The organism is Kribbella endophytica, from assembly GCF_054781295.1.
The window spans coordinates 790,338-810,153 of the sequence record NZ_BAAGUR010000001.1 but is presented as its reverse complement, the minus strand read 5'-3'; the positions used below and the strand labels follow the sequence as shown (position 1 = coordinate 810,153).

The following is a 19,816-nucleotide window of genomic DNA, read 5'->3' as shown; positions in this document are numbered from 1 at the left end:
CTGCGCGTAACCCCTGGCCGATCGGCGCGTTAGCAGGGTGAGTGACGCGGGACGAGACGGGATCGCCGACAGACTGTGGTCTGGTCGCAATGTCGTGTTCGACCGGCCGTCGCTCCGGACTCCAAGCCTGATGGCAGGGGTTTCGACACACAAGTTTGTCCCAACTCGGGCGGGGACGGCGCGTGCCTTTGCGTGCCGTACCGGGTTTGCGACGACATGGGGGGAAGACGGTGAGTTCTGGCCTGTACGTGCACCGACCAGGAGATCTGGACGGGATCACGGTGGTGCCGGTCGCGACGCGACCGGCAGCACGACAACCTGCGGACATCTGGCACGACCTGACCCACGAGATGGCGACGGTGCGTGCCCTGACGGCGGCTGCCCTGGGGGCGTCCGACGAGACGGCCCGGCGGGCGATGCTGATGCTGATCGAGGCGGAGGCCGAGGCGGTGTCCGCGCTGCTGCGGCAGTTGCGGACCGACCAGGAGACAGCCGAGCCGGCGTACGTGCCGGCCGCGCTGACCGACCTGGTCCGCGCGGTCGCACCGACCACCCACACCCAGGTGCGGGTGTCGGGGCAACTACCGGCGCTGCGGATCGGCATCGAGCGGGTGTCACTGCGTCGCGTGCTGCGCAACCTGCTGGAGAACGCGATCCGCGCCGCCGGCGAGGACGGCGTGGTCGAGCTGTCGGCCGTTGCCGTTGACAACGGTCTGGCGGTGGTGGTCGCGGACTCCGGTCCGGGGTTCGGTGCCGGGCCGCCGGGGCTCGCGTCCCGCGGGCTGACCATCGTTCGAACGCTGGTGGAGGCTGCTGGGGGCAGTCTCGAGGTCGGCACTGCGGACCTGGGCGGCGCCCGGGTCACAGTGACGTTCCCCGTTGCCCACCTCAACTGACCCGGGCGGACCCGTCCGTGTGACGGTCTGCGACGACCACCGGGTGTTCGCCGAGGCGCTGGCCGCGGTCCTGCGCGGTCATGGGTACGACGTGACCGCCGTACTGCAGGACCCGCGGCACGCCGTGAAGCTGCTGGCCGAGGACCCGGTCGACCTGTGCGTGATGGACCTGGGCTTCCCGGACGCGGACGGGATCGACTTCACCCGCAAGCTGCGGGAGGCGGCGCCCGGCGTACGGGTGTTCGTCCTGACCGCGCGGACCGGGCCGGAGGTGCTGCGGGACGCGATGGCGGCCGGTGCGAGCGGGGTCGCGTCCAAGGACCGCAGCATCGACGAGGTGGTGCGCGCGATCGGCCGGGTCGCCGAGGGCGAGATGTTCTGCGACGACACCTTGCTGCGCGACGCGCTCGGCCTCGACACCGATCCCGACCGGGCCCACGCCCAGTTCCTCGCCGGGTACCTGACCAAGCGTGAACGCCAAGTCCTGGAGCTGCTCGTCCAGGGCGCCACCACCGACTCGATGGCGGCCGATCTTCACATCTCCAGAACGACGGTCAGGACCCACATCCAGTCGGTGCTGTCCAAGTTCGACGTGCACTCCCGCCTGGAGGCGGTCGCCTACGCGATCACGAACGGCATCGTCACTCCACCGGGCTGAGCCGGTACGGTCGAAGGATGTGGACCGACCATGCGATCTGGTGGCACGTGTACCCGCTCGGCTTCACCGGCGCCGAGCGGGCTCTGGCTGACCTGACCTCCGAGCCGCGGCACCGGTTCGAGCATGTGGAGAACTGGCTCGACCACGCGATCGAGCTGGGCTGCTCGGGCCTGCTGCTCGGTCCGGTGTTCGCGTCCGAGACGCACGGCTACGACACGATCGACCATTTCCGGATCGACCCGCGGCTCGGCACCGACGAGGACTTCGACCAGCTGATCGCGGCCGCGCACGCGCGGGGTCTGCGGGTGGCGCTGGACGGTGTCTTCAACCACGTCGCGCGGTCGTTCGCGGGTCCGCACGAGTGGTTCCGCCGGACCGACGAAGGGCTCGCCTACTTCGAGGGGCACGACCACTTGGTGGCCCTCGACCACGACCTGCCCGCCGTACGCCGGTACGTCGTGGACGTGATGACGCACTGGATGGCGCGCGGAGTGGACGCCTGGCGGTTGGACGCGGCGTACGCCGTACCGGCGTCGTTCTGGCGGGACGTGCTGGCCGAGGTCCGCGCGCAGTACCCGGAGGCGTGGTTCTTCGGTGAGCTGATCCACGGCGACTACGCGGCGTACGCGCAGGAGAGCACGCTCGACTCGATCACGCAGTACGAACTGTGGAAGGCGATCTGGAGCTCGCTGAACGACGGCAACTTCTACGAGCTGGCCTACGCGCTCGAGCGGCACGACCAGCTGCTCGACACGTTCGTCCCACAGACCTTCGTCGGCAACCACGACGTCACCCGGATCGCCAGCAAGCTCACCGACGAGCGCCACCTCGGGCATGCCGTCGCGATCCTCTTCACGGTCGCCGGCATTCCGAGCGTGTACGCCGGGGACGAGTTCGGCTGGCAGGGCGTCAAGGAGGACCGCGAAGGCGGCGACGACGCGATCCGTCAGCAGTTCCCGGACAAGCCCGGCAAGCCCGATCCGCTCTACCAGGAGCTGATCGGCGTACGCCGTCGCAATCCCTGGCTGGTCAGGGCACGGACCACCGTCGAACACCTCACCAATGAAGCCGTCGCGTTGAGGTCAGCCGCTGACGGGCAGAGCCTCACCCTCCTGCTGAACGTCGGCGACGAGCCCTACCGCTTCCCTGTGGAAGTAGCAGAGCCCGTCGTCGAAGCGCACAGCTGGAAACTAGCGACCTAGGACCGCCGCGAAAGCCTCCTGCAGGGCGGCCGTCGGATCCTCCGGAAGGTCGCTGGACCGGAAGGCGATGTGAGCATCGGGCCGGACGACCAGGCAGCCGTTGTCCGGGATCTCCCGCAGCCGCGCCCAGTCGCCGTACAGGTCCTCCAGTTCGCGACCCGGGCCGACGACCGCGGCCTCGATCGGGAGACCGAGCGACTCGGAGACGGCCTGCGCGGCCTTCACCCAGGACTCGCCGCCGATGCCGGTCAGCACGGTGAAGCGACCCTTGCCGACCACGTCGAGCGTCGAGACCGTCTCCGAACCGCGGGTCAGCCAGCAGTGCGGGATCCGCGCGCCCGGCCAGGTGGTCGGGTGGTAGTACAGCTCGGCATCCCGCTCGTACGCCGGTTCGGGCGTCCCGTCCGGCACGACCGCCGACGAGGCGTAGCGCTGGCCGAGCTCCACCCCGTGCGCGTTGAACTCGTAGTCCTTCAGCTCGATCGCCTCCCGCAGTTCGTTGCGCTGGGCAACGCCCTCGGGAGTATCGTCCTTGCGCGAGTCGATCGTTCGCCCGGCCGGCGCGTCAGGCGTCATGCCGAGCGCGCGGAAGATCTGCCCGAACTGTGTCCGGCTCTTGTTCGCTCGCTCGACGATCTGCCGCGCGATCGGCACCCGCTCTTCGTCGTACGACGCCAGCAGCGTCGGCGAGGCCTGGCCCTTCAGTACCAGCGACAGCTTCCAGGCCAGGTTGTACGCGTCCTGGATCGACGTGTTCGAGCCCAGCCCGTTGCTCGGCGGGTGCCGGTGGATCGCGTCGCCCATGCAGAACACCCGGCCCACCGACGCCTGCTCGGCGTACATGTGGTTCACGCTCCACACCGAGGTGCCCTTGAGCTTCACGTCGATCGTGTCGTCACCCACCAGGTTGTGCACGATCTCGGTCGCCATCGCTTCGTCGACCACCGGCGGCGGCTGGTTGATGTCGTAGCCCCAGACGATCAGCCACTCGTTCCACGGCCGGACCATCCGGATCAGCCCGGCGCCGATGCCACCGATCTGCGCGCCCGGCTGCAGCACCCAGTACAGGACGCTCGGACGGTGCGCGACGTACTTGGACAGGTCGGCCTCGAAGACGATGTTCATCGAGCCCTCGACGTCCATCTGGCCGGCCATCGGCAGGCCGATGTCCTGCGCGACCTTGCTCCGGCCGCCGTCCGCGCCGATCAGGTACTTGGCCCGGATGTCGTACTCCGAGCCGCTGAGCCGATCGCGCACGTGTGCGGTGACGCCGTCGGCATCCTGCTCGAGCGATAAGTACTCGGTGTCGAACCGGACGCGCGCGCCGCGGCTGGCCGCCGTACTGACCAGAATCGGCTCGAACAGCGTCTGTGGGAGATCGCACGGCAGCGTCGGTGAGGCCTCGGTGTAGTCGGCCAGGCGGCGCGGGTGCGTTCCCCACGTCCGGATCCGGCCGATCTCCTCACCGGCAAGGCTGGTGCAGAAGGCGGTCTGGCCCATCAGCGCATGCTCGGTGCCCTTGTCGGTGATCTGGTCCTCGATGCCCATGTCCCGCATCAGCTCGACCGTGCGCTGGTTGGTGATGTGCGCCCGCGGGGTGTTCGCGGTCCAGCGGTAGCGGGTCAGCACGACGTTGTCCACGCCGTACGACGACAGGAACAGCGACGCCGCGCCACCGGCAGGACCGGTGCCGACGATCAGGACGTCGGTCTCGAACGAATCCGTCACAGCGTCTCCTCGGTGGTCGCGAGTACGAGGTCGTAGTGCACCGACGCGAACGGCTGGTCGACCGCGCGGCCGTCCGGCGCCGTACCGGCGGGGTGCTCGGTGAACTCGGCGATCAGCGAGTCCTTCACGCCGAACACGGCGTCGTCGACCAGGTGCTCGTCACCGGCCGCGAACACGTGCGTGATCAGGCGGGCGAAGCCGGGTGCCGTGACCATGAAGTGGATGTGCGCCGGGCGCATCGGGCCGCGGCCGCCGGCGCGGAGCAGCTCGCCGACCGGGCCGTCGTCCGGGATCGGGTAGGCGACCGGGCGGACCGACCAGAACGAGAAGTTTCCCTCGGCATCGGTCGTGAAGTGGCCACGGTTCTGCGGGACGTCGAGATCCTTCTGGACGTCGTAGAAGCCGTCCTCGTCGGCCTGCCAGGTCTCGAGCAACGCGCCGCCGACCGGCTGGCCTTTGGTGTCGAGCACCCGGCCACTCACCAGGCACGGCGTACCGGGAGCGCCGTTGGCGATGTCGTCGCCGAGCTCGTACGCCGGGGAGCCCTCGACGAAGAACGGGCCGAACACGGTCGCCGCGGTCGCCTCCGCCGGGAGCTTGGTGTCCAGCCCGACCGTCAGCATCGACAACCCGAGCACGTCGGCCAGCAGTACGAACTCCTGCCGGGTCGCGGTCGAGATCTGCCCGGTCCGGGTCAGGAAGTCGATGCCCCGGAAGTACTCCTCCTCGGTCAGGTCGACCTCACGCGCGAACGCGTGCAGGTGCCGGACCAGCGCGCCCAGCACTTCCTTGGTCCGCGCGTCCGGGCTGCCGTCGAAGCTGGCCACCACCTCGTCGGTCAGGTTGTCGCTCATGTCGTGTCCCCTCATGCCTCGATCACCATCGCCAGTCCCTGGCCGACGCCGATGCACAGCGTCGCCAGGCCGTAGCCACCGCCGCGCCGGTGCAGCTCGTGCGCGAGAGTGGTGAGAATCCTTGTGCCGGAGCTGCCCAGCGGGTGCCCGAGGGCGATCGCGCCGCCGTTCACGTTGACCTTCGCGCGGTCCAGTTCGGGCCATTCGCCCAGGCACGCCAGGCTCTGCGCGGCGTACGCCTCGTTCAGTTCGACCAGCTTCAGGTCGTCCCAGCCGATGCTGGCCTTCGCGAGCGCCTTGCGGGACGCCTCGACCGGGCCGATGCCGAAGTACTGCGGCTCGACGCCGTGCACCCCACGACTGACGATCCGAGCCAGCGGGTTGATGCCAAGGCGCTGCGCGGTCTGCTCATCGCCGATCAGTACGGCGGACGCGCCGTCGTTCAGCGTGGAGGCGTTGCCCGCGGTGACCGTCCCGTTGTCGCGGAAGGCCGGCTTGAGCTTGGCCATCACCTCGGGGGTCCCGCCCTCGCGGATCGACTCGTCGCGGGTCAGGGGCTGTGTCTTTGCCGGCAGGTACGGCGCCAGGTGCTCCCACGGCACGATCTCGCCGTCGAACGTGCCGGCCGCCCAGGCCTTCGCGGCCTTCTCGTGCGACTCCAGCGCGAACAGGTCCTGCGCCTCGCGGGTGATGCCGTACTTCTCGGCGAGCTGTTCGGTCGCCTCGCCGAGGGAGACGGTCCACTGCTTCGGCATCCGGGGGTTGACCAGCCGCCAGCCGAGCGAGGTGGACTCCGCGGTCATGCTGCCATGGGGGAAGGCTCGATCGGGCTTCGGCAGGACCCAGGGCGCGCGGCTCATCGACTCGACGCCACCGGCGACGACCAGTCCGGAGTCTCCGGTCTCGACGGCTCGTGCTGCTTGGATCGCTGCTTCGAGGCCGGAGCCGCAGAGGCGGTTGACCGTCGTACCGGGGACGCTGGTCGGGTAGCCCGCGAGGAGCGCGGCCATGCGCGCGACGTCCCGGTTCTCCTCGCCGGCGCCGTTGGCGTTGCCGAGGAAGACGTCGTCGATCTCCGCCGGGTCCAGGCCGGGGTGGCGGACGAGTAATTCGCGCAGGGTGACGGCGGCGAGGTCGTCGGGTCGTCCACCGGCCAGTGCGCCACCCAGCTTGCCGACGGGGGTGCGGACGGCGTCGTACAGGAACGCGGAGGTCATTGCCCAACTCCTTGCAGCGAAGGACGTTCGCCGGACCAGGCGGCGAGCAGGAGGTCTGTCAGGGTCGCCTCGTCAACCGGCACGATGTTCACCGGGTTGGTAGCGGCGAACTGGCGGGCGGCTTCCCTGGCCTGTTGTTCGGTGAGACCGAGGGCGCGGAGGCTGGTCGGAACGCCTGTGGTGCTGAAGAAATCGTACAAACCGGTGGCCAGATCCTCCGCCTGGATGGCAGATTCCAGCCGCGATTTCGCGCGCGGTACGGCGGCCGCGTTCAGGTGTGTTACCTGGGGAAGGACGGCCGCATGCGTCTCCGCGTGCGGCAGGCCGTAGGTGCCCCCGAGCAGGTGGCAGAGCTTGTGGTGCAGGCCGGTCCCGGCCGAGGCGAGCGCCGAGCCGGCCAGGCTCGCGCCGTACAGGAGGTTGCCTCGGGCATCCAAGTCGTTCCGGTCCTCGATGACGGCGAGCAGCCCGTCGTGCAACGCGCGAGCTCCCTCGACCGCGGTGATCTCGGTGATCGGATCGGCCTTGACCGTCCAGGTCGCCTCGACGCAATGCGCCAGCGCGTTCGCGACGCTGGCCGCGGTGATGGCGAGCGGGAGGCCGCGAGTGAGGACCGGGTCGTAGACAACGGTCCGGGGGAGTACGGCGAGATCGGTGCCGGTGGTCTTGCTGCCGTCGGCGGTCTGGCCCCAGACCGGGGTCATCTCCGAACCGGCGTACGTCGTCGGTACGGCGACGATCGGCAGCCCGCTGTAGAGAGCGATCGCCTTCGCCAGTCCGATCGCCGAACCGCCGCCCAGCGCGACGATCCCGTCGGCCCTGATCTCGGCGGCCTTCGCGCGCGCCGCGTCCGCCCGCTCGACCGGCACGTGCTGCCGCACCTCGTCGATCCGCCCCGCGAACCGCTCCCCGAGCCCCAGCTCGACAACATCCGCCGCATCCCGAGCAGACCCCGTAGCAATCACCAGCGTCCGGGAGATCTCGAGTAGTTCCACCTCACCCGCGACCTGATCCAAAGCCCCGGCCCCGAAAACCACCCGGCTCGAAAACCCTGTGTGCACGAAAGATTCAGGCATCGATCGGCTCCCGGTTCCGCAGCTTCCGCAGTACCGCCAGCTCGTGCCCGGTCGGCGCCGGCACCTCTTCGATGTCGTCGGCAACCTTCAGCGTCCACCCGGTCGCCGCGACAGCCTGCTCGACCGTCACCCCCGGATGCAGTCGCGTCATCGTCAGCTCGTGCGTCACCGGATCCGGCTCCAGCACGCCGTGGTCGGTGATCACCAGCGTCGGCCCAGCGCCCGGAGCCTGACGCTCCTGCCCGGTCGGCCCGTAGCCGACCGACGAGACGAAGTCGACGGTCTCCACGAACGTCCGCGGCGACTGCTTCACGATCACGATCACCCGCCGAGCGGCCGCCGCGATCTCCGGCGCGCCACCCGCTCCGGGCAGCCGCACCTTCGGATGCGCGTGGTCGCCGATCGCTGTCGTGTTGATATTCCCGAACCGGTCGATCTGCGCGGCGCCGAGGAACCCGACGTCGATCCGCCCGGCGCCGACCCAGAAGTTGAACATCTCCGGCACCGACACCACGGCGGTCGCGGTCGCGGCCAGGTCGTCATCGCCGATCGACAACGGCAGCCGTTGCGGCTTGGCGTCGATCGCCCCCGATTCGTAGACCAGCCGGCAGTTCGGCGCGTGCGTGTGCCGGGCGAGGTTGGCCGCGAGGTTCGGCGGCCCGACGCCGACCAGGCAGACGTCGCCGTCGTACAGCTCGCGCGCGGCCGCGACGTTCATCATCTCGGCGCTGTCCCAGTCAGACATCCGCGCTCTCCTTCAGATCGTTCTCGGCCGCCCAGGTCAGGAACGACTCCCGGTCCCGCGCGATGGCGTCCCAGCGCTGGTAGAAGTCGTTGTCGCGGACCGAGTAGCCGGCGGCGTACGACGGCCAGGCGCCGTTCGGGACGACGCAGACCGCGGACAGCACCCAGTTCGGCAGGATCACCGCACCGGTCCGCTCGGGGAACTCGTCGACGACCTCCTCGACGGTGACGATCGCCCGGTCCGCGGCCAGGACGGCCTCGCGCTGAACGCCGGTGATGCCCCAGAGCATCACGTTGCCGTCGCGGTCGGCGAGCTGCGCGTGGATCACGGTGACGTCGGGGTTGACCGCCTTCACCGCGGCCAGTTCCTCGCCGGTGAACGGGCAGGTGACGCGGGAGATGATGTCGCGCTGCTGCTCGAGATCGGTCCCGCGATAACCCCGCAGTACGGCGAACGGCAGCCGCGCGGCGCCGGCGGAGTACGCGTTCGCGAGCCCGGCGTGGCTGTGCTCCTGCACCGACAGCGGGTGCGGCCAGGCGTTCTCGACCGCGTCGCGCAGGCGGTGCAGCGAGCCGACGCCCGGGTTGCCGCCGTACGAGAAGACCAGGTGGTCGGCGACGCCCAGTCCGATCAGCTGGTCGTAGACGAGGTCCGGCGTCATCCGGACCAGGGTCAGGTGCCGGCGGCCCTGGCGCGCGATCTCGTGCGCGGCGGCGAACGGGATCAGGTGCGTGAAGCCCTCGAGCGCGACCGTGTCCCCGTCGTGCACGTGCTCGGCGATGGCGTCGTGGAGAAGTACTGGACTCGGCATCGAAGCTCCGCTAGGATTTCGCTCAGCGAAAAGTTCTTCTTTCAACGAAAAGGCTAGCCGATGTCCGGTGACGCGTCCACAGGCACGTTCCTCCAAGGGCTCGAGCGCGGCCTGGCGGTGATTCGCGCGTTCTCGGCGGAGACGCCGTCGCTGACGCTCAGCGAGGTCGCCCGCGACGTCGGCATCACGCCCGCGACCGCCCGGCGGATCCTGCTCACGCTGGAGCAGCTCGGATACGTGCGGAGCGACGGGCGGCGCTTCACGCTGACTCCGCGCGTGCTGGCACTGGGCTGGGCGTACCTGTCCTCGCTGGACCTCGGTGACATCGCTGGGCCGTTCATGGAGGAGCTGAGCGCTCAGACCCGGGAGTCCTGCTCGATCGCGACGCTGGACCTGCCCGACATCGTGTACGTCGCCCGCGTGCCGACCCGGCGGATCATGACGGTCGCCCTGGGCGTCGGGGCCCGGCTGCCGGCGTACGCGACGTCCATGGGCCGGGTGCTGCTGGCTGGGCTGCCCGACGACGAGCTGACGGCGTACCTGGAGGCTGTGGAGACCGAGCAGCTCACCGAGCACACGCTGACCTCGCCGGACGAGCTGCGGGAGGTCATCAAGCGGGCCGGCGTCGATGGCTATGCGCTGGTCGACCAGGAGCTGGAGCTGGGGCTGCGGTCGATCGCCGTACCGATCCTGGACTCGCGCGGCCGGGCGGCTGCCGCACTGAACGTCTCGGCGCACGCCTCCCGCAGTACGAAGGCGGCACTGCGGACCGAGTCGCTGAAGCCGTTGCAGGAGTGTGCGGACCAGATCGGCACAGCCCTACGCCAACGAGGCCGCATCTGAGGCTCCTGCGGGACCGGAAGCGGGGGACTTCCCCCGCTTCCTCAACCTCAGGCCAATTGCTTCGTCTACAACTGTTGTCCGGCCGCCGCGGCATCAGCCACGGCAGACATTCCCGGCCGCAGGCGTGCCGGGCTGCAGTTCGGTCAGTCGGTCTGGGTCACCTTGCGGAGGCCGCGGGGAGCATCCGGGTCGAGGCCGAGTTTGCGGGCGAGGGCCTCGATGGCGCGCTGGGCGGGGATGACCAGCGCCAACGGAGCGAGGGTTTCGGGGAGGTCGGGGCCGGCCAGGTTGACGTCGCAGAGGCTGGCGAACTTGGCGTCTCCGCCGATGCCGAGGATCTTGCTGCCCTTTTCGCGGACGATGGTGGCGAGCTCGGTCATGCCGGGGAGGGCGGGGCCGTCGGCGGCGGCGACCAGGATGGTGACGAGGTCGGCGTCGACCACTGCGATCGGGCCGTGCTTGAGGTCGGCGTACGACAGGCCTCGGACCGGCTGGAGGCAGGTCTCTTCGAGCTTGAGGGCTACCTCGAGCGTGGTGCCGAAGGTGAGGCCTCGGCCGCTGGAGAGGACGTCGTGGGCGCCGGCGAGCAGCTCAGCGGCAGCCTCGACGGAACCCTCGAGCATCTTCGCGGCAGCGTCGGGGACGCGCGCGATGTCGGCGTCGAGCGTGCCGGGCTTCTGCGCGAGTGCGTCGACGGCGACCGTGATCGCCGCGAGCTGCGTCGTGTACGTCTTGGTCGCCGGCACCGCCAGTTCCTTGCCGGCCTGCGTGATCAGCGCGACGTCGGCGGTCGACGCCAGCGGGCTGTCCGCATCGTTGGTGATACCAACGATCGCGGCACCGTTGCGCTTGGCCCACTCGGCGGTGTCGACGATCTCCTGCGTGGCGCCCGACTGGCTGACCGCGACGACCAGCGAGTTCGACAGGTCGAGGTTCGCGCCGTACAAGGTCGCCACGGACGGCGCCGCCAGCGAGGCCTGCCGGCCGGCGTGGATCTCGGTCAGGTAGCGGCCGTAGACGCCGGCGTTGTCGGACGAGCCCCGGGCGAGAAAGATCACGTTCCGGCGCCCGGCAGCGAGCCGGGTGATGTCGTGCCGGCTGGGCAGCACGTGCTCGAACGTCGCGGCCAAGGCGGCCGGTTGCTCGGCGATCTCGCGTGCCATCTGGGTGGCAGAGGCGGGGACAGACACCACTGGGATCACTGGTCCTATCTGGTCTTAACAGGTATGCTGCGCACGATAGCAGTGAGCGGTCGTCCGGGGCACCCCCGCGGGCAACGCCGATGGTCTGGAGGATCGAGATTCGATGGTGGCTACCAAGCGGGCCCAGGTCCGGTCGGTGCTGGAACGGCTGATCGACGTCGAGCTGCACCCCGGCGACCCGATCCCCTCCGAGCGCGCGCTGGTCGACAAACTGAACGTCTCCAGGGTGACCGTCCGGCAGGCGATCAGCGACCTGGTCGAGTCCGGTGCGCTGGAACGCGTGCACGGCAAGGGGACTTTCGTCACCGGGCCGCAGGTCGACTCCCAGCTGCACCTGACCTCGTTCTCCCGCGAGATGCGGGCCCGAGGATTGGAGCCCGGCACGGTGGTGCTGTCGGCCACCGAGATCGAGGCGTCCGACGAGACGGCCAAGGGGCTGCGGGTCGCGAAGGGCACGAAGGTGATCCGGGTCGAGCGGCTGCGCACGGCCGACGCGTCCCCGATGGCGTACGAGGTCGGGTACTACCCGTCCGCGTTGTTCCCCGGCCTGCTCGGCCGTGAGCTCGGCACCCTGTACGACGTCTTCGCCAGCGAGTACGACGTCGTCGTCACCTCGGGTGAGCAGACCGTCCGGGCGGACAACGCCGACGGTCACGTCGCCCGGGTGCTCGGCGTGGCCCGGCGGGCACCCCTGCTGGTCCTCGAGCGCACGACGTTCGCCGGCCGCAAGGTCGTCGAGCTGTCCTGGTCGGCCTACCGCGCCGACCGCTACCGGTTGCACATGGCCCTCACCCCGCGCGGCCCGCGGACCGGTTCCTCCACCTGATCCAACTGGACCTGTCCTGTTGGGCCACTGGTCTGTTCCCTGCTGTTCGCTCCCCGGTCACCCGGCCGGCTCAGCAGGTGGCCCGCCGAGTACGACGAGGTGCCCGGCCGCAATACTGGAGCTACAACCCACATGAACTTTGCTGTGAGGAGTACCGCGAGACATGCCTATTGCCACCCCTGAGGTCTACGCCGAGATGCTGGACAAGGCCAAGCAGAACCGCTTCGCCTACCCGGCCATCAACGTCAGCTCGTCGCAGACGCTGACCGCCGCGATCCGCGGTTTCGCCGAGGCGGGCTCGGACGGCATCGTCCAGGTCTCCACCGGCGGTGCGGACTACCTGTCCGGCTCGACGATCAAGAACATGGTCACCGGCTCGGTCGCGCTGGCGGCGTACGCGCACGAGGTCGCCAAGAACTACGGCGTCAACATCGCGCTGCACACCGACCACTGCCCGAAGGACAAGCTGGACGGCTTCGTCCGGCCGCTGCTGGAGATCTCCGCCGAGCGCGTCGCCCGCGGCGAGAACCCGCTGTTCCAGTCGCACATGTGGGACGGCTCGGCCGTTCCGCTGGACGAGAACCTCGAGATCGCCAAGGACCTGCTGGCCCGCGCGCACGCGGCCAAGATCGTGCTGGAGATCGAGGTGGGCGTCGTCGGCGGTGAGGAGGACGGCGTCGCGAACGAGATCAACGACAAGCTGTACACGACCGTCGAGGACGGCCTGGCGACGGTCGAGGCGCTCGGCACCGGCGAGAACGGCCGCTACCTGACCGCGCTCACCTTCGGCAACGTGCACGGCGTCTACAAGCCGGGTTCGGTCAAGCTGCGTCCGGAGATCCTGAAGGAGATCCAGGACGCGGTCGGCGCCAAGGTCGGCAAGGACCGCCCGTTCGACCTGGTCTTCCACGGCGGTTCCGGCTCGACCCTGGAGGAGATCCGGGCCGCGGTCGACAACGGCGTCATCAAGATGAACGTCGACACCGACACGCAGTACGCGTTCACCCGCCCGGCCGCCGCGCACATGTTCAGCAACTACGACGGCGTGCTGAAGATCGACGGCGAGGTCGGCAACAAGAAGGCGTACGACCCGCGCGCCTGGGGCAAGGCGGCTGAGGCCGGCATGGCCCAGCGCGTCGCCGAGGCCTGCGAGAACCTGCGCTCGACGGGCACCTCGCTCAACGCCTGAGCAAAGCACGATCGGGTGCGCCGGATCGCCGCCCACCAGCTCCACTCGACGGACCCGCTGCTCCTGCAGCGGGTCCGTTCTGGTTTCAGCGGACCAGGAGGCCTCCCCAGTCGGGGGCGTAGAAGGGCGTGATCGACTGGCAGTCGGTGATCGGTTCGTCGGTGGAGCTGAAGCCCCAGAGCCAGCCGAGGCGGTCGGTGCGGCCGTCCTTCAGCGAGAACGAGACGGGCTTGCCGACCAGAGCGGGGTCGGCGGACTTGGTGACGACGCCGGTGGCGACGCCGACCGGACCGCCGACGGCTAGGCAAGTGATGCGGCCCTGGAAGTCGGCGACGAGTCGGCCGTCGGGCTTGTGGTGCGTGACATGGAAGCCGCCCTTCACCTGCAGGGCGTTGTCGCCGGGAGCGATCCGCGCGGCGACCGTGAAGCGCAGCGGGTCGCCGTTGAACTCTGGGGTCTTGCTCGTTCCTCCGAGCACGGCGAGGACGTTCGTCCCGGTGGTGCCCGACTTCAGCTCAACCCGCTGGGAAGAGGAGTTGGTAGCGGCGGGCGACGACTGGGAAGAGGAGTTGGTGGCGGCGGGTGACGCCTGCTGGCCTGCGTCACCGTGGACGGTGAAGTTGCCCCAGGTGACGGGGAAGTGCGGGGCGGTGCCCTGGACGCGGCTGACCGGGGCGTCGAAGAATCCCCAGACCCAGCCGATCCGGTCGCCCTTGCGCCCGCCGTCGTACACGGTGAGGGCGATCTCTTTACCGATGAACTCCCGCGGTACGCCGGGGTGGTCGGCGCGGCCGATCGTGCCGGTGAGGATCCCGACCTCGTCGACGGCGTACAGGCTGGAGACCTTGCCGCTGAACTCGGCGACGAGACTGCCGTCGGGGTTGCGATGGATGACGTGGAACGTGCCGGTCGGGTGCAGCGGGTCGTCGCCTCGGGCATCGACCTCGAAGCTCACCGGGTCACCCGCGTAGTCAGGGCCCCACTCCTCGCCGAGGACTCCACCGGCCTTGCCCTTCACCTGCATCGTCGAGGTGGGGGAAGCGCGGAGGGGTGCGGCCGTTGGACCGCTCGGGGTGGAGGACGTTGCCTGTGCTGCCGTCCCGGTGAGGGCGGCGAGCAGGCTCGCGGCGGCTAGGCCGACGGTGGTGGCGCGGAGGACTCTTTGTCGGGCGGACAACATTGGTTCGGCTCCTTGGGTTCGGTTTCTTCAACCACCGTTGTCGTTTTGGGGGCGGGGGAGATCCCTCCGGGGAGTGAAGCGACTAGCTCGGACGGGGGATTCGGCCCCGAGGTAGTCGCTTTCGGCGGGCGGGGTCGAAGGGCCTGACGGCGGTGGAGCGCAGGGCTCTTGCGAAGGTTGTGCGGATCTCTTCGACGACGGCGGGTGGATCGTCGAGGTCGGGCCAGGAGATCCAGCAGTAGCCGGCCGGCGAAGGATCGGCGGGGAGACCGGGGCGGGGAACGCCGAAGGCTCGGTCGGCGGCCTCGGCCAGGTACGCGGCCAGGGCGGGAGTGGTGGTTTCGTCGGGGGCGTTCGACCAATACGGGCGGTGTGGGTCGAACTCGACGACGGTCCGCTCGGCCGGGAACCACAGCGAGCAGCCGACCTGGTCGGCGTCGACGCCTGGTGGGGGAGACGAGGACGGCGTGGGCAGTCCGGCGTCGGCGAGGATCACACGCAGCCGGGACTCGGCGACCGAGGCCGACTCATGAGTCGCACGGGCGACGACGGAACGTGCCTGCTCGATCCCGTCGGTCAGGTGGTCGGTCGCTTTCCGGAGCGTCGTGATCGTGGCGAGCCCGGAGTACAGGCTGGCGTCGGCGACAGCCTGGGCAGGAGCAGGTGGACAGGTCGCGGCGACCTCGGCGACCGCACGCGGAGGTGAGGTCACCCGCAGGCCGTTCCACACGACGACGCCAGGTCCCAACGGGCTGCGCACGTGCCGGACAACATCGTCGTCCTCGACGCCCCGCCGGGCGCTGCCGCCGCTGCCGGCCCGCTCGACGTCGACAGCACGGCCGGCCCGTTCGACGTCGACAGCGCGGTCTGCCCGTTCGACGTCGGCAGCGCGGTCTGCCGGCTGACGGTCCCTCGGCGTACGGTCCGCACCGCCGACCACTCGGCCGCGGAGTACCTCGGGGACCTCCTCCAGGGTCAGGTGCACCTTGGACAGGTCTAGGCCCCACAAGGGCAGGCCGTGCAGGGCTGCTGCCGACTGGTGGCTGGCGGTGCGGCCTGAGGACTCGCGGAGCAGTTGGAAGGTCCGCCGGACGTGCAGGGTTTCGTCGGTGACCAGGGCCAGGTCGCGGAAGCCGGCGTACCGGCCGGGGCGGATGCGGCGCCAGCCGCCGGATCTGAGCAGGGAGTCGATGTCGGGGTCGGAGTAGCCGCAGGCGCGGGCGTCGGCGCGGGTGAAGACGCCGCCACGGATCGCGCGGAGCACGTTGAGAGTTGGGTTCACACCTCAGAAGATGCCGCGATCAGCCCGTCGTACGGCGACCTTCACCAGCCCTGTGGACGACCCCGGAAAAGGGCATAAAAAAGGCCCGTCATGTCTCGATGACGAGCTCCGCGCGGGTTGGCACCCAGGGTTGCCACAGGAGGGGCATGTTGGCCTCGGACGGCGTCCGGTTGCCCTTCCGCTCGTTGCAGGCGGCATGTGCGGCGACCGCGTTCAGCCACTCCGTGCGGCCGCCCCTGGATCTCGGTTGGACATGGTCCATCGTGTCCGCATTGTCCAGGCCGCAGTAGGCACACCGGAACCTGTCGCGCCGCAGGACGCCGTGCTTGCTGTACTTCATCCGGCCGGCCGCATAGCGCCAGTGGGTGACCACGTAGCGCACCAGCCGGAGCACCCTGGGGACCGGAAAAGGGCCGATGGTCCGTTCGCCGTGCGCCTCTTCGACCACCGCGACCTCACGCACCAGCATCCGGATGGCGTGCTGGATCGAGACGGTGTGCAGTGGCTCGTACGACGCGTTCAGGACGATGACACTCATCCGGTGCCTCCTTTCCGGCCGTAGCTGGGAACCACGGCGGTACGACGCAGGGTCTCAAGCATCCGTGGCCGGTACATGAACGGTCAACGGATTTCGTCAGACGGTCACGTGCCGGGTCGGCTGCGTGATCGGCGAAGATGTGCCTATGGAATTGAACAATCTGCTGAGCGGTCCTCCCGAGACCCTACTCCCCGAGGACCCGGCCGCGGCGGAACTCGCCGCCGGACTCCCCGCGGTGGACGCGGCCGCCAAGTACCCGACCTCGTCCCTGGCCTGGTCGGAGCTGGCCGAGGCCGCCTTCGCCGACGGCCGGACCATCGAGGCCTACGCCTACGCCCGCACCGGTTACCACCGCGGGCTCGACCTGCTCCGCCGCAACGGCTGGAAGGGCCACGGCCCCGTTCCGTGGGAGCACGAGCCGAACCGCGGCTTCCTGCGCTGCCTGGCGGTGCTCGGCAAGGCGGCGGCGGTGATCGAGGAGAAGGAGGAGGCCGAGCGCTGCGCCACCTTCCTGCGCGACTCGTCGCCGACTGCTGCCGACGTACTGAGCTGACACAGCCTGAGCTGAAACCTGCTTGTACGGCGGGCGCCGGCGGGGCAACATCTCGCCGGTGACCAGTCCTTACTCGCAGTCCGGGTACCGCGTCGGCTTCGACTGGGGACCAGCCGGTGCCGCCGCCGTGCCCGGTGCGCTCGTCGCGGTCGTCGACGTCCTCTCGTTCACCACCTCGGTGACGGTCGCCGCCGACCGCGGCATCACGGTCCTGCCGTACCGCTGGCGGGACAGCAGCGCGATCCAGTACGCCGAACAGCACGCCGCCGCGCTAGCGGTCGGTCGCTCGGAGGCAGGCGCCGACGGCATCAGCCTGTCCCCAGCCAGCATCCGCCAGGCGAAGAACGTGCAACGCCTGGTCCTCCCCAGCCCCAACGGCTCCACCATCTCTCAACAGTTGGCGGACAGTGGTTCCACTGTCCTGGCTGTCTCCCTGCGGAACTACCAAGCAGCCGCACACCATGCAGCCCAAGCAACTCAAGTAGTAGCTATCGCTGCTGGTGAGCGCTGGGCTGACGGGTCGCTGCGTCCAGCTGTGGAGGACCTTTGGGGTGCAGGTGCCTTCATCGCTGCGCTGGAAGACCTCGGCGTTGGTCCGCTCTCGCCTGAAGCCCGAGCGGCTGCGGCGGCGTACAGGGATGTTGCCGACGAGCTGCCCGAGCTCCTGCACGACTGCGCGGGTGGGCGTGAGCTGACGCAGTACAGCTTCCCGCAGGACGTGGCGATCGCGGCGGAGGTGGGCAGCAGCCAGTCCGTTCCGGTCCTGCGGGGTGGGGCCTTCGTAGTAGACTGAACGCGCTAGAACACCCTCATCGATGTTCTGCCCGGCGACATAGCCGGCAGGCGGCGTGCGTCCCCGCTTCCTGCCGAAAATGGACGGTTGTAGGCGGCACTGACGGACCGAACGAGCTGGACGCCCACGGTCAGATCACCGCCCCGCCGGGTAGCGAAAGGCTCACCCGTGCCGGCACTCACCGGACGGATCAGCACGCCCCGCACCAGCTACGGCAGCGTCCTCAGGACGCCGGGAGCGTGGAAGTTCTTCCTGGCAGCGGCTCCAGCGCGCATCGGCATCGCCATGACCGGCCTCGGCATCGTCTGGCTGGTGCACGGCTCCACCGGCTCGTACGCCGTGGCCGGCACCGTGACCGGCGGCTTCGCCGTCGCCGAAGCGTTGGCCGGCCCGCAGGTGGCGAGGCTGATCGACCGCTACGGCCAGACCCGCATGCTGCCGATCACCCTGCTGCTCCACGCGGCCGCGGTCGCGCTGCTGATCACTCTCACCACCAGTCACCAACCACAGAGCATGCTCATCGCCGCAGGCGTCCTCGCCGGCGGCACGCTGCCCCAGGTAGGCGCGCAGACCTCAGCCCGCTGGGCCTACGCCCTCCGCGGCAGACCAGGACTCAACACAGCCTTCACACTGGAGGCCCTGAGCACCGGTGTCGCCTTCATGGTCGGCCCAGCCCTCATCGGCACAGTCAGCTCACTCACCACCCCAGTAGCCGGCTCAGCCCTGGCCACAGGACTCCTGGTAACAGGCGGTCTGTCACTCGCCGTACAACGCAGCACGGCCCCACCAACAACCCAGGCGCACCAGAGAGAAAGCTCAGCGCGCCTTCTACACAAGGGCTTCCTCGCCTTGGTTGCCACCAGCATCGGCATGGGCCTGTTCTTCGGCAGCATGCAGGTGTCAGTCACAGCCTTCGCCGTCGGCAACGGCAGCCCATCACTGGCCGGTCCGCTCTACGCCATCACCAGTCTGGTCAGCCTGTTCGGCGGTTTCGCGTACGGCGCCAAGCACTGGCCGATGCAGCCGTCGAAGCAGTTCGTCCTCGCCCTGACAGCGCTGACCATCAGCACCGTCCCGCTACTCCTGGCCAACACCCCACTGGCCCTGGGCCTCGCACTAGCCCTTCCAGGCTTGGCGATCGCCCCCATCCAGACCCTGTCGGCGGTGATGACCGAGCAGGAGGTGGCACCGAGTGTCCTCACCCAGGCCTTCACCTGGCTCAACTCCGGCGGCGCCGCCGGAGTAGCCCTAGGCGCAGCCTTCGCCGGCCAGGTCGTGGACGGCCAGTCCGCCCGCCACGGCTTCGCTCTCGCCCTCGTGGCGGCGCTGACGGCAACGCTGTTCGGTCTGGCTGTCCGTCGACAACGTCACCGGTAGGTGATCTGGCGTTCGGCGGCGGTGCGCGCGGCGTAGTCGGTGGGGGTGAGGCCGATCTGGTCCTTGAACTCGCGGGTGAAGTGGGCCTGGTCGAAGTAGCCGAGGGCGACGGCCAGGTCGGCGAGCTCGGTGACCTCGCCGCGGGCCAGGAGCTCGGCGCCGTCGTGCAGGCGGTAACGGCGCAGGACCCACTTCGGGCCGACGCCGACGTACCGGCGGAAGAGGCGTTGCAGGGTGCGGATCGGTACGCCGAACTGCTCGGTGACCTGGTCGACGCGGGTCACCGAGCGGTCCTCGGCCATCGCGGCGACGATCCGCCGGACCAGCGCGTACGACGGATCGTCGGCGACCAGGTGGTCGGCCAGGTAGGCCTCGATCACCGCGCGCCGCCGTACGTCCGACTCCTCGGCGAAGACCAGGTCCGCCAGCAAGGCCGCGTCGGGGAAGACGTCGGTCAGCGGCAGCACCTGGTCGCGGAACGACGCGACGTCGCGCCCGGTCAGCGCCCCGAACCCGCCGGCCCAGAACTTGACCCCGAAGGCCCGGCCGCGGCCGACCAGCTCGCGCTCGAACTTGCGCGTGCAGACCCCGTTCAGGAACGCGCCGCCGGGCTGCTCGAAGGTGACGTTCACGCTCGGGTACGGCAGCACCTCGGCGACGTACGGCTCGGTCAGCTCCCACTCGACGATCCAGTACCACTCGACGAACCGGCCGACGGTCGGTCCGGGCGCGAGCCGGCTCAGCGTGCGGTGCCGGGCCTGTTCCTGCGGGTGCAGGATGCCCTTCTCGCTGTCCGAGGGCTGCGTCACGGTGGCTGTCGCTTTCTTCCAAGACCGGGAGGGCCGG

20 protein-coding genes are annotated in these 19,816 nt (G+C 69.6%); 9 read left to right on the top strand and 11 right to left on the bottom strand.

The genetic code is table 11. The features are described 5' to 3' along the window. Nucleotides 1–230 precede the first annotated feature (230 nt). From ACYVIO_RS03940 to ACYVIO_RS03930, 3 genes are read left to right on the top strand one after another with little or no spacing between them, the layout of a single operon-like run. Entirely contained in the window at nt 231–896 is a 666-nt protein-coding gene (locus ACYVIO_RS03940; protein ID WP_460649248.1) for a sensor histidine kinase, read from the top strand. A 19-nt stretch (nt 897–915) separates the two neighbouring features. Further along, nucleotides 916–1,554: a response regulator gene (locus ACYVIO_RS03935; protein ID WP_460649247.1), complete on the top strand. Its 639-nt coding sequence runs from the start codon at nt 916–918 to the stop codon at nt 1,552–1,554. A gap of 17 nt (nt 1,555–1,571) precedes the next feature. Beyond that, on the top strand, nt 1,572–2,756 hold the full coding sequence (locus ACYVIO_RS03930; RefSeq protein WP_460649246.1) for an alpha-amylase family protein: 1,185 nt from the start codon (nt 1,572–1,574) through the stop codon (nt 2,754–2,756). Here the strand turns inward: ACYVIO_RS03930 and ACYVIO_RS03925 are convergent. From ACYVIO_RS03925 to ACYVIO_RS03900, 6 genes are read right to left on the bottom strand one after another with little or no spacing between them, the layout of a single operon-like run. After that, complete coding sequence (locus ACYVIO_RS03925) at nt 2,745–4,484, bottom strand: FAD-dependent oxidoreductase (protein ID WP_460649245.1); 1,740 nt, start codon at nt 4,482–4,484, stop codon at nt 2,745–2,747. The two genes, ACYVIO_RS03930 and ACYVIO_RS03925, sit on opposite strands and share 12 nt — an antisense overlap. Continuing rightward, on the bottom strand, nt 4,481–5,338 hold the full coding sequence (locus ACYVIO_RS03920; RefSeq protein WP_460649244.1) for an intradiol ring-cleavage dioxygenase: 858 nt from the start codon (nt 5,336–5,338) through the stop codon (nt 4,481–4,483). The genes ACYVIO_RS03925 and ACYVIO_RS03920 overlap by 4 nt, the downstream gene beginning before the upstream one ends. An 11-nt stretch (nt 5,339–5,349) precedes the next feature. After that, nucleotides 5,350–6,555 (bottom strand): thiolase family protein, encoded by a 1,206-nt coding sequence (locus ACYVIO_RS03915; RefSeq protein WP_460649243.1) that lies wholly within the window; start codon nt 6,553–6,555, stop codon nt 5,350–5,352. Continuing rightward, nucleotides 6,552–7,631: a maleylacetate reductase gene (locus ACYVIO_RS03910; protein ID WP_460649242.1), complete on the bottom strand. Its 1,080-nt coding sequence runs from the start codon at nt 7,629–7,631 to the stop codon at nt 6,552–6,554. The genes ACYVIO_RS03915 and ACYVIO_RS03910 overlap by 4 nt, the downstream gene beginning before the upstream one ends. Further along, nucleotides 7,624–8,376: a CoA-transferase subunit beta gene (locus ACYVIO_RS03905; protein WP_460649241.1), complete on the bottom strand. Its 753-nt coding sequence runs from the start codon at nt 8,374–8,376 to the stop codon at nt 7,624–7,626. Before ACYVIO_RS03905 ends, ACYVIO_RS03910 begins: the two co-directional genes overlap by 8 nt. After that, on the bottom strand, nt 8,369–9,187 hold the full coding sequence (locus ACYVIO_RS03900; protein WP_460649240.1) for a CoA transferase subunit A: 819 nt from the start codon (nt 9,185–9,187) through the stop codon (nt 8,369–8,371). The genes ACYVIO_RS03905 and ACYVIO_RS03900 overlap by 8 nt, the downstream gene beginning before the upstream one ends. A gap of 60 nt (nt 9,188–9,247) precedes the next feature. On the opposite strand from ACYVIO_RS03900, the gene ACYVIO_RS03895 reads away from it, so the two are divergent. After that, nucleotides 9,248–10,030, top strand: a complete 783-nt coding sequence (locus tag ACYVIO_RS03895; RefSeq protein WP_460649239.1) for an IclR family transcriptional regulator domain-containing protein — start codon at nt 9,248–9,250, stop codon at nt 10,028–10,030. Nucleotides 10,031–10,173: 143 nt separating this feature from the next. Here ACYVIO_RS03895 and ACYVIO_RS03890 read toward each other — a convergent pair whose 3' ends face one another. After that, nucleotides 10,174–11,193, bottom strand: coding sequence for an SIS domain-containing protein (locus ACYVIO_RS03890; protein ID WP_460649238.1), 1,020 nt, complete (start codon nt 11,191–11,193; stop codon nt 10,174–10,176). Nucleotides 11,194–11,335: 142 nt separating this feature from the next. Between ACYVIO_RS03890 and ACYVIO_RS03885 the strand changes: the two genes are divergently transcribed. Further along, nucleotides 11,336–12,058: a GntR family transcriptional regulator gene (locus tag ACYVIO_RS03885; protein ID WP_145803939.1), complete on the top strand. Its 723-nt coding sequence runs from the start codon at nt 11,336–11,338 to the stop codon at nt 12,056–12,058. Nucleotides 12,059–12,221: 163 nt separating this feature from the next. Then, entirely contained in the window at nt 12,222–13,247 is a 1,026-nt protein-coding gene (gene fbaA, locus ACYVIO_RS03880) for a class II fructose-bisphosphate aldolase (RefSeq protein ID WP_460649237.1), read from the top strand. Between the two features lie 85 nt (nt 13,248–13,332). Here fbaA and ACYVIO_RS03875 read toward each other — a convergent pair whose 3' ends face one another. The 3 genes from ACYVIO_RS03875 to ACYVIO_RS03865 all read right to left on the bottom strand — a co-directional run bounded on the left by ACYVIO_RS03875 (nt 13,333) and on the right by ACYVIO_RS03865 (nt 16,247). Next, nucleotides 13,333–14,427 carry a hypothetical protein gene (locus ACYVIO_RS03875; protein WP_460649236.1) on the bottom strand — a complete coding sequence of 365 codons (1,095 nt, stop codon included), beginning with the start codon at nt 14,425–14,427 and terminating at the stop codon, nt 13,333–13,335. Between the two features lie 82 nt (nt 14,428–14,509). Then, nucleotides 14,510–15,709, bottom strand: a complete 1,200-nt coding sequence (locus ACYVIO_RS03870; RefSeq protein WP_460649235.1) for a type IV toxin-antitoxin system AbiEi family antitoxin domain-containing protein — start codon at nt 15,707–15,709, stop codon at nt 14,510–14,512. An 88-nt stretch (nt 15,710–15,797) separates the two neighbouring features. Continuing rightward, the gene (locus ACYVIO_RS03865) at nt 15,798–16,247 is read right to left on the bottom strand and encodes an HNH endonuclease (RefSeq protein WP_077018696.1); all 450 of its coding nucleotides are present in this window, start codon (nt 16,245–16,247) and stop codon (nt 15,798–15,800) included. Between the two features lie 145 nt (nt 16,248–16,392). Between ACYVIO_RS03865 and ACYVIO_RS03860 the strand changes: the two genes are divergently transcribed. The 3 genes from ACYVIO_RS03860 to ACYVIO_RS03850 all read left to right on the top strand — a co-directional run bounded on the left by ACYVIO_RS03860 (nt 16,393) and on the right by ACYVIO_RS03850 (nt 18,970). Beyond that, nucleotides 16,393–16,800, top strand: coding sequence for a DUF3151 domain-containing protein (locus tag ACYVIO_RS03860; protein WP_460649234.1), 408 nt, complete (start codon nt 16,393–16,395; stop codon nt 16,798–16,800). A gap of 58 nt (nt 16,801–16,858) precedes the next feature. Beyond that, nucleotides 16,859–17,593, top strand: coding sequence for a 2-phosphosulfolactate phosphatase (locus ACYVIO_RS03855; RefSeq protein ID WP_460649233.1), 735 nt, complete (start codon nt 16,859–16,861; stop codon nt 17,591–17,593). 168 nt (nt 17,594–17,761) lie between these two features. After that, nucleotides 17,762–18,970: an MFS transporter gene (locus tag ACYVIO_RS03850; protein ID WP_460649232.1), complete on the top strand. Its 1,209-nt coding sequence runs from the start codon at nt 17,762–17,764 to the stop codon at nt 18,968–18,970. Here ACYVIO_RS03850 and ACYVIO_RS03845 read toward each other — a convergent pair. Beyond that, on the bottom strand, nt 18,961–19,779 hold the full coding sequence (locus tag ACYVIO_RS03845; protein ID WP_460649231.1) for a DUF6597 domain-containing transcriptional factor: 819 nt from the start codon (nt 19,777–19,779) through the stop codon (nt 18,961–18,963). The genes ACYVIO_RS03850 and ACYVIO_RS03845 overlap by 10 nt on opposite strands. Nucleotides 19,780–19,816 lie beyond the last annotated feature (37 nt).

Coding starts and splice junctions, on each gene's coding strand:
- ACYVIO_RS03930 (WP_460649246.1), top strand. CDS start 1,572: ATGTGGACCGACCATGCGATCTGGTGGCACGTGTACCCGCTCGGCTTC.
- ACYVIO_RS03920 (WP_460649244.1), bottom strand. CDS start 5,338: ATGAGCGACAACCTGACCGACGAGGTGGTGGCCAGCTTCGACGGCAGC.
- ACYVIO_RS03915 (WP_460649243.1), bottom strand. CDS start 6,555: ATGACCTCCGCGTTCCTGTACGACGCCGTCCGCACCCCCGTCGGCAAG.
- ACYVIO_RS03910 (WP_460649242.1), bottom strand. CDS start 7,631: ATGCCTGAATCTTTCGTGCACACAGGGTTTTCGAGCCGGGTGGTTTTC.
- ACYVIO_RS03905 (WP_460649241.1), bottom strand. CDS start 8,376: ATGTCTGACTGGGACAGCGCCGAGATGATGAACGTCGCGGCCGCGCGC.
- ACYVIO_RS03900 (WP_460649240.1), bottom strand. CDS start 9,187: ATGCCGAGTCCAGTACTTCTCCACGACGCCATCGCCGAGCACGTGCAC.
- ACYVIO_RS03895 (WP_460649239.1), top strand. CDS start 9,248: ATGTCCGGTGACGCGTCCACAGGCACGTTCCTCCAAGGGCTCGAGCGC.
- ACYVIO_RS03890 (WP_460649238.1), bottom strand. CDS start 11,193: ATGGCACGCGAGATCGCCGAGCAACCGGCCGCCTTGGCCGCGACGTTC.
- ACYVIO_RS03885 (WP_145803939.1), top strand. CDS start 11,336: ATGGTGGCTACCAAGCGGGCCCAGGTCCGGTCGGTGCTGGAACGGCTG.
- fbaA (WP_460649237.1), top strand. CDS start 12,222: ATGCCTATTGCCACCCCTGAGGTCTACGCCGAGATGCTGGACAAGGCC.
- ACYVIO_RS03875 (WP_460649236.1), bottom strand. CDS start 14,427: ATGTTGTCCGCCCGACAAAGAGTCCTCCGCGCCACCACCGTCGGCCTA.
- ACYVIO_RS03865 (WP_077018696.1), bottom strand. CDS start 16,247: ATGAGTGTCATCGTCCTGAACGCGTCGTACGAGCCACTGCACACCGTC.
- ACYVIO_RS03860 (WP_460649234.1), top strand. CDS start 16,393: ATGGAATTGAACAATCTGCTGAGCGGTCCTCCCGAGACCCTACTCCCC.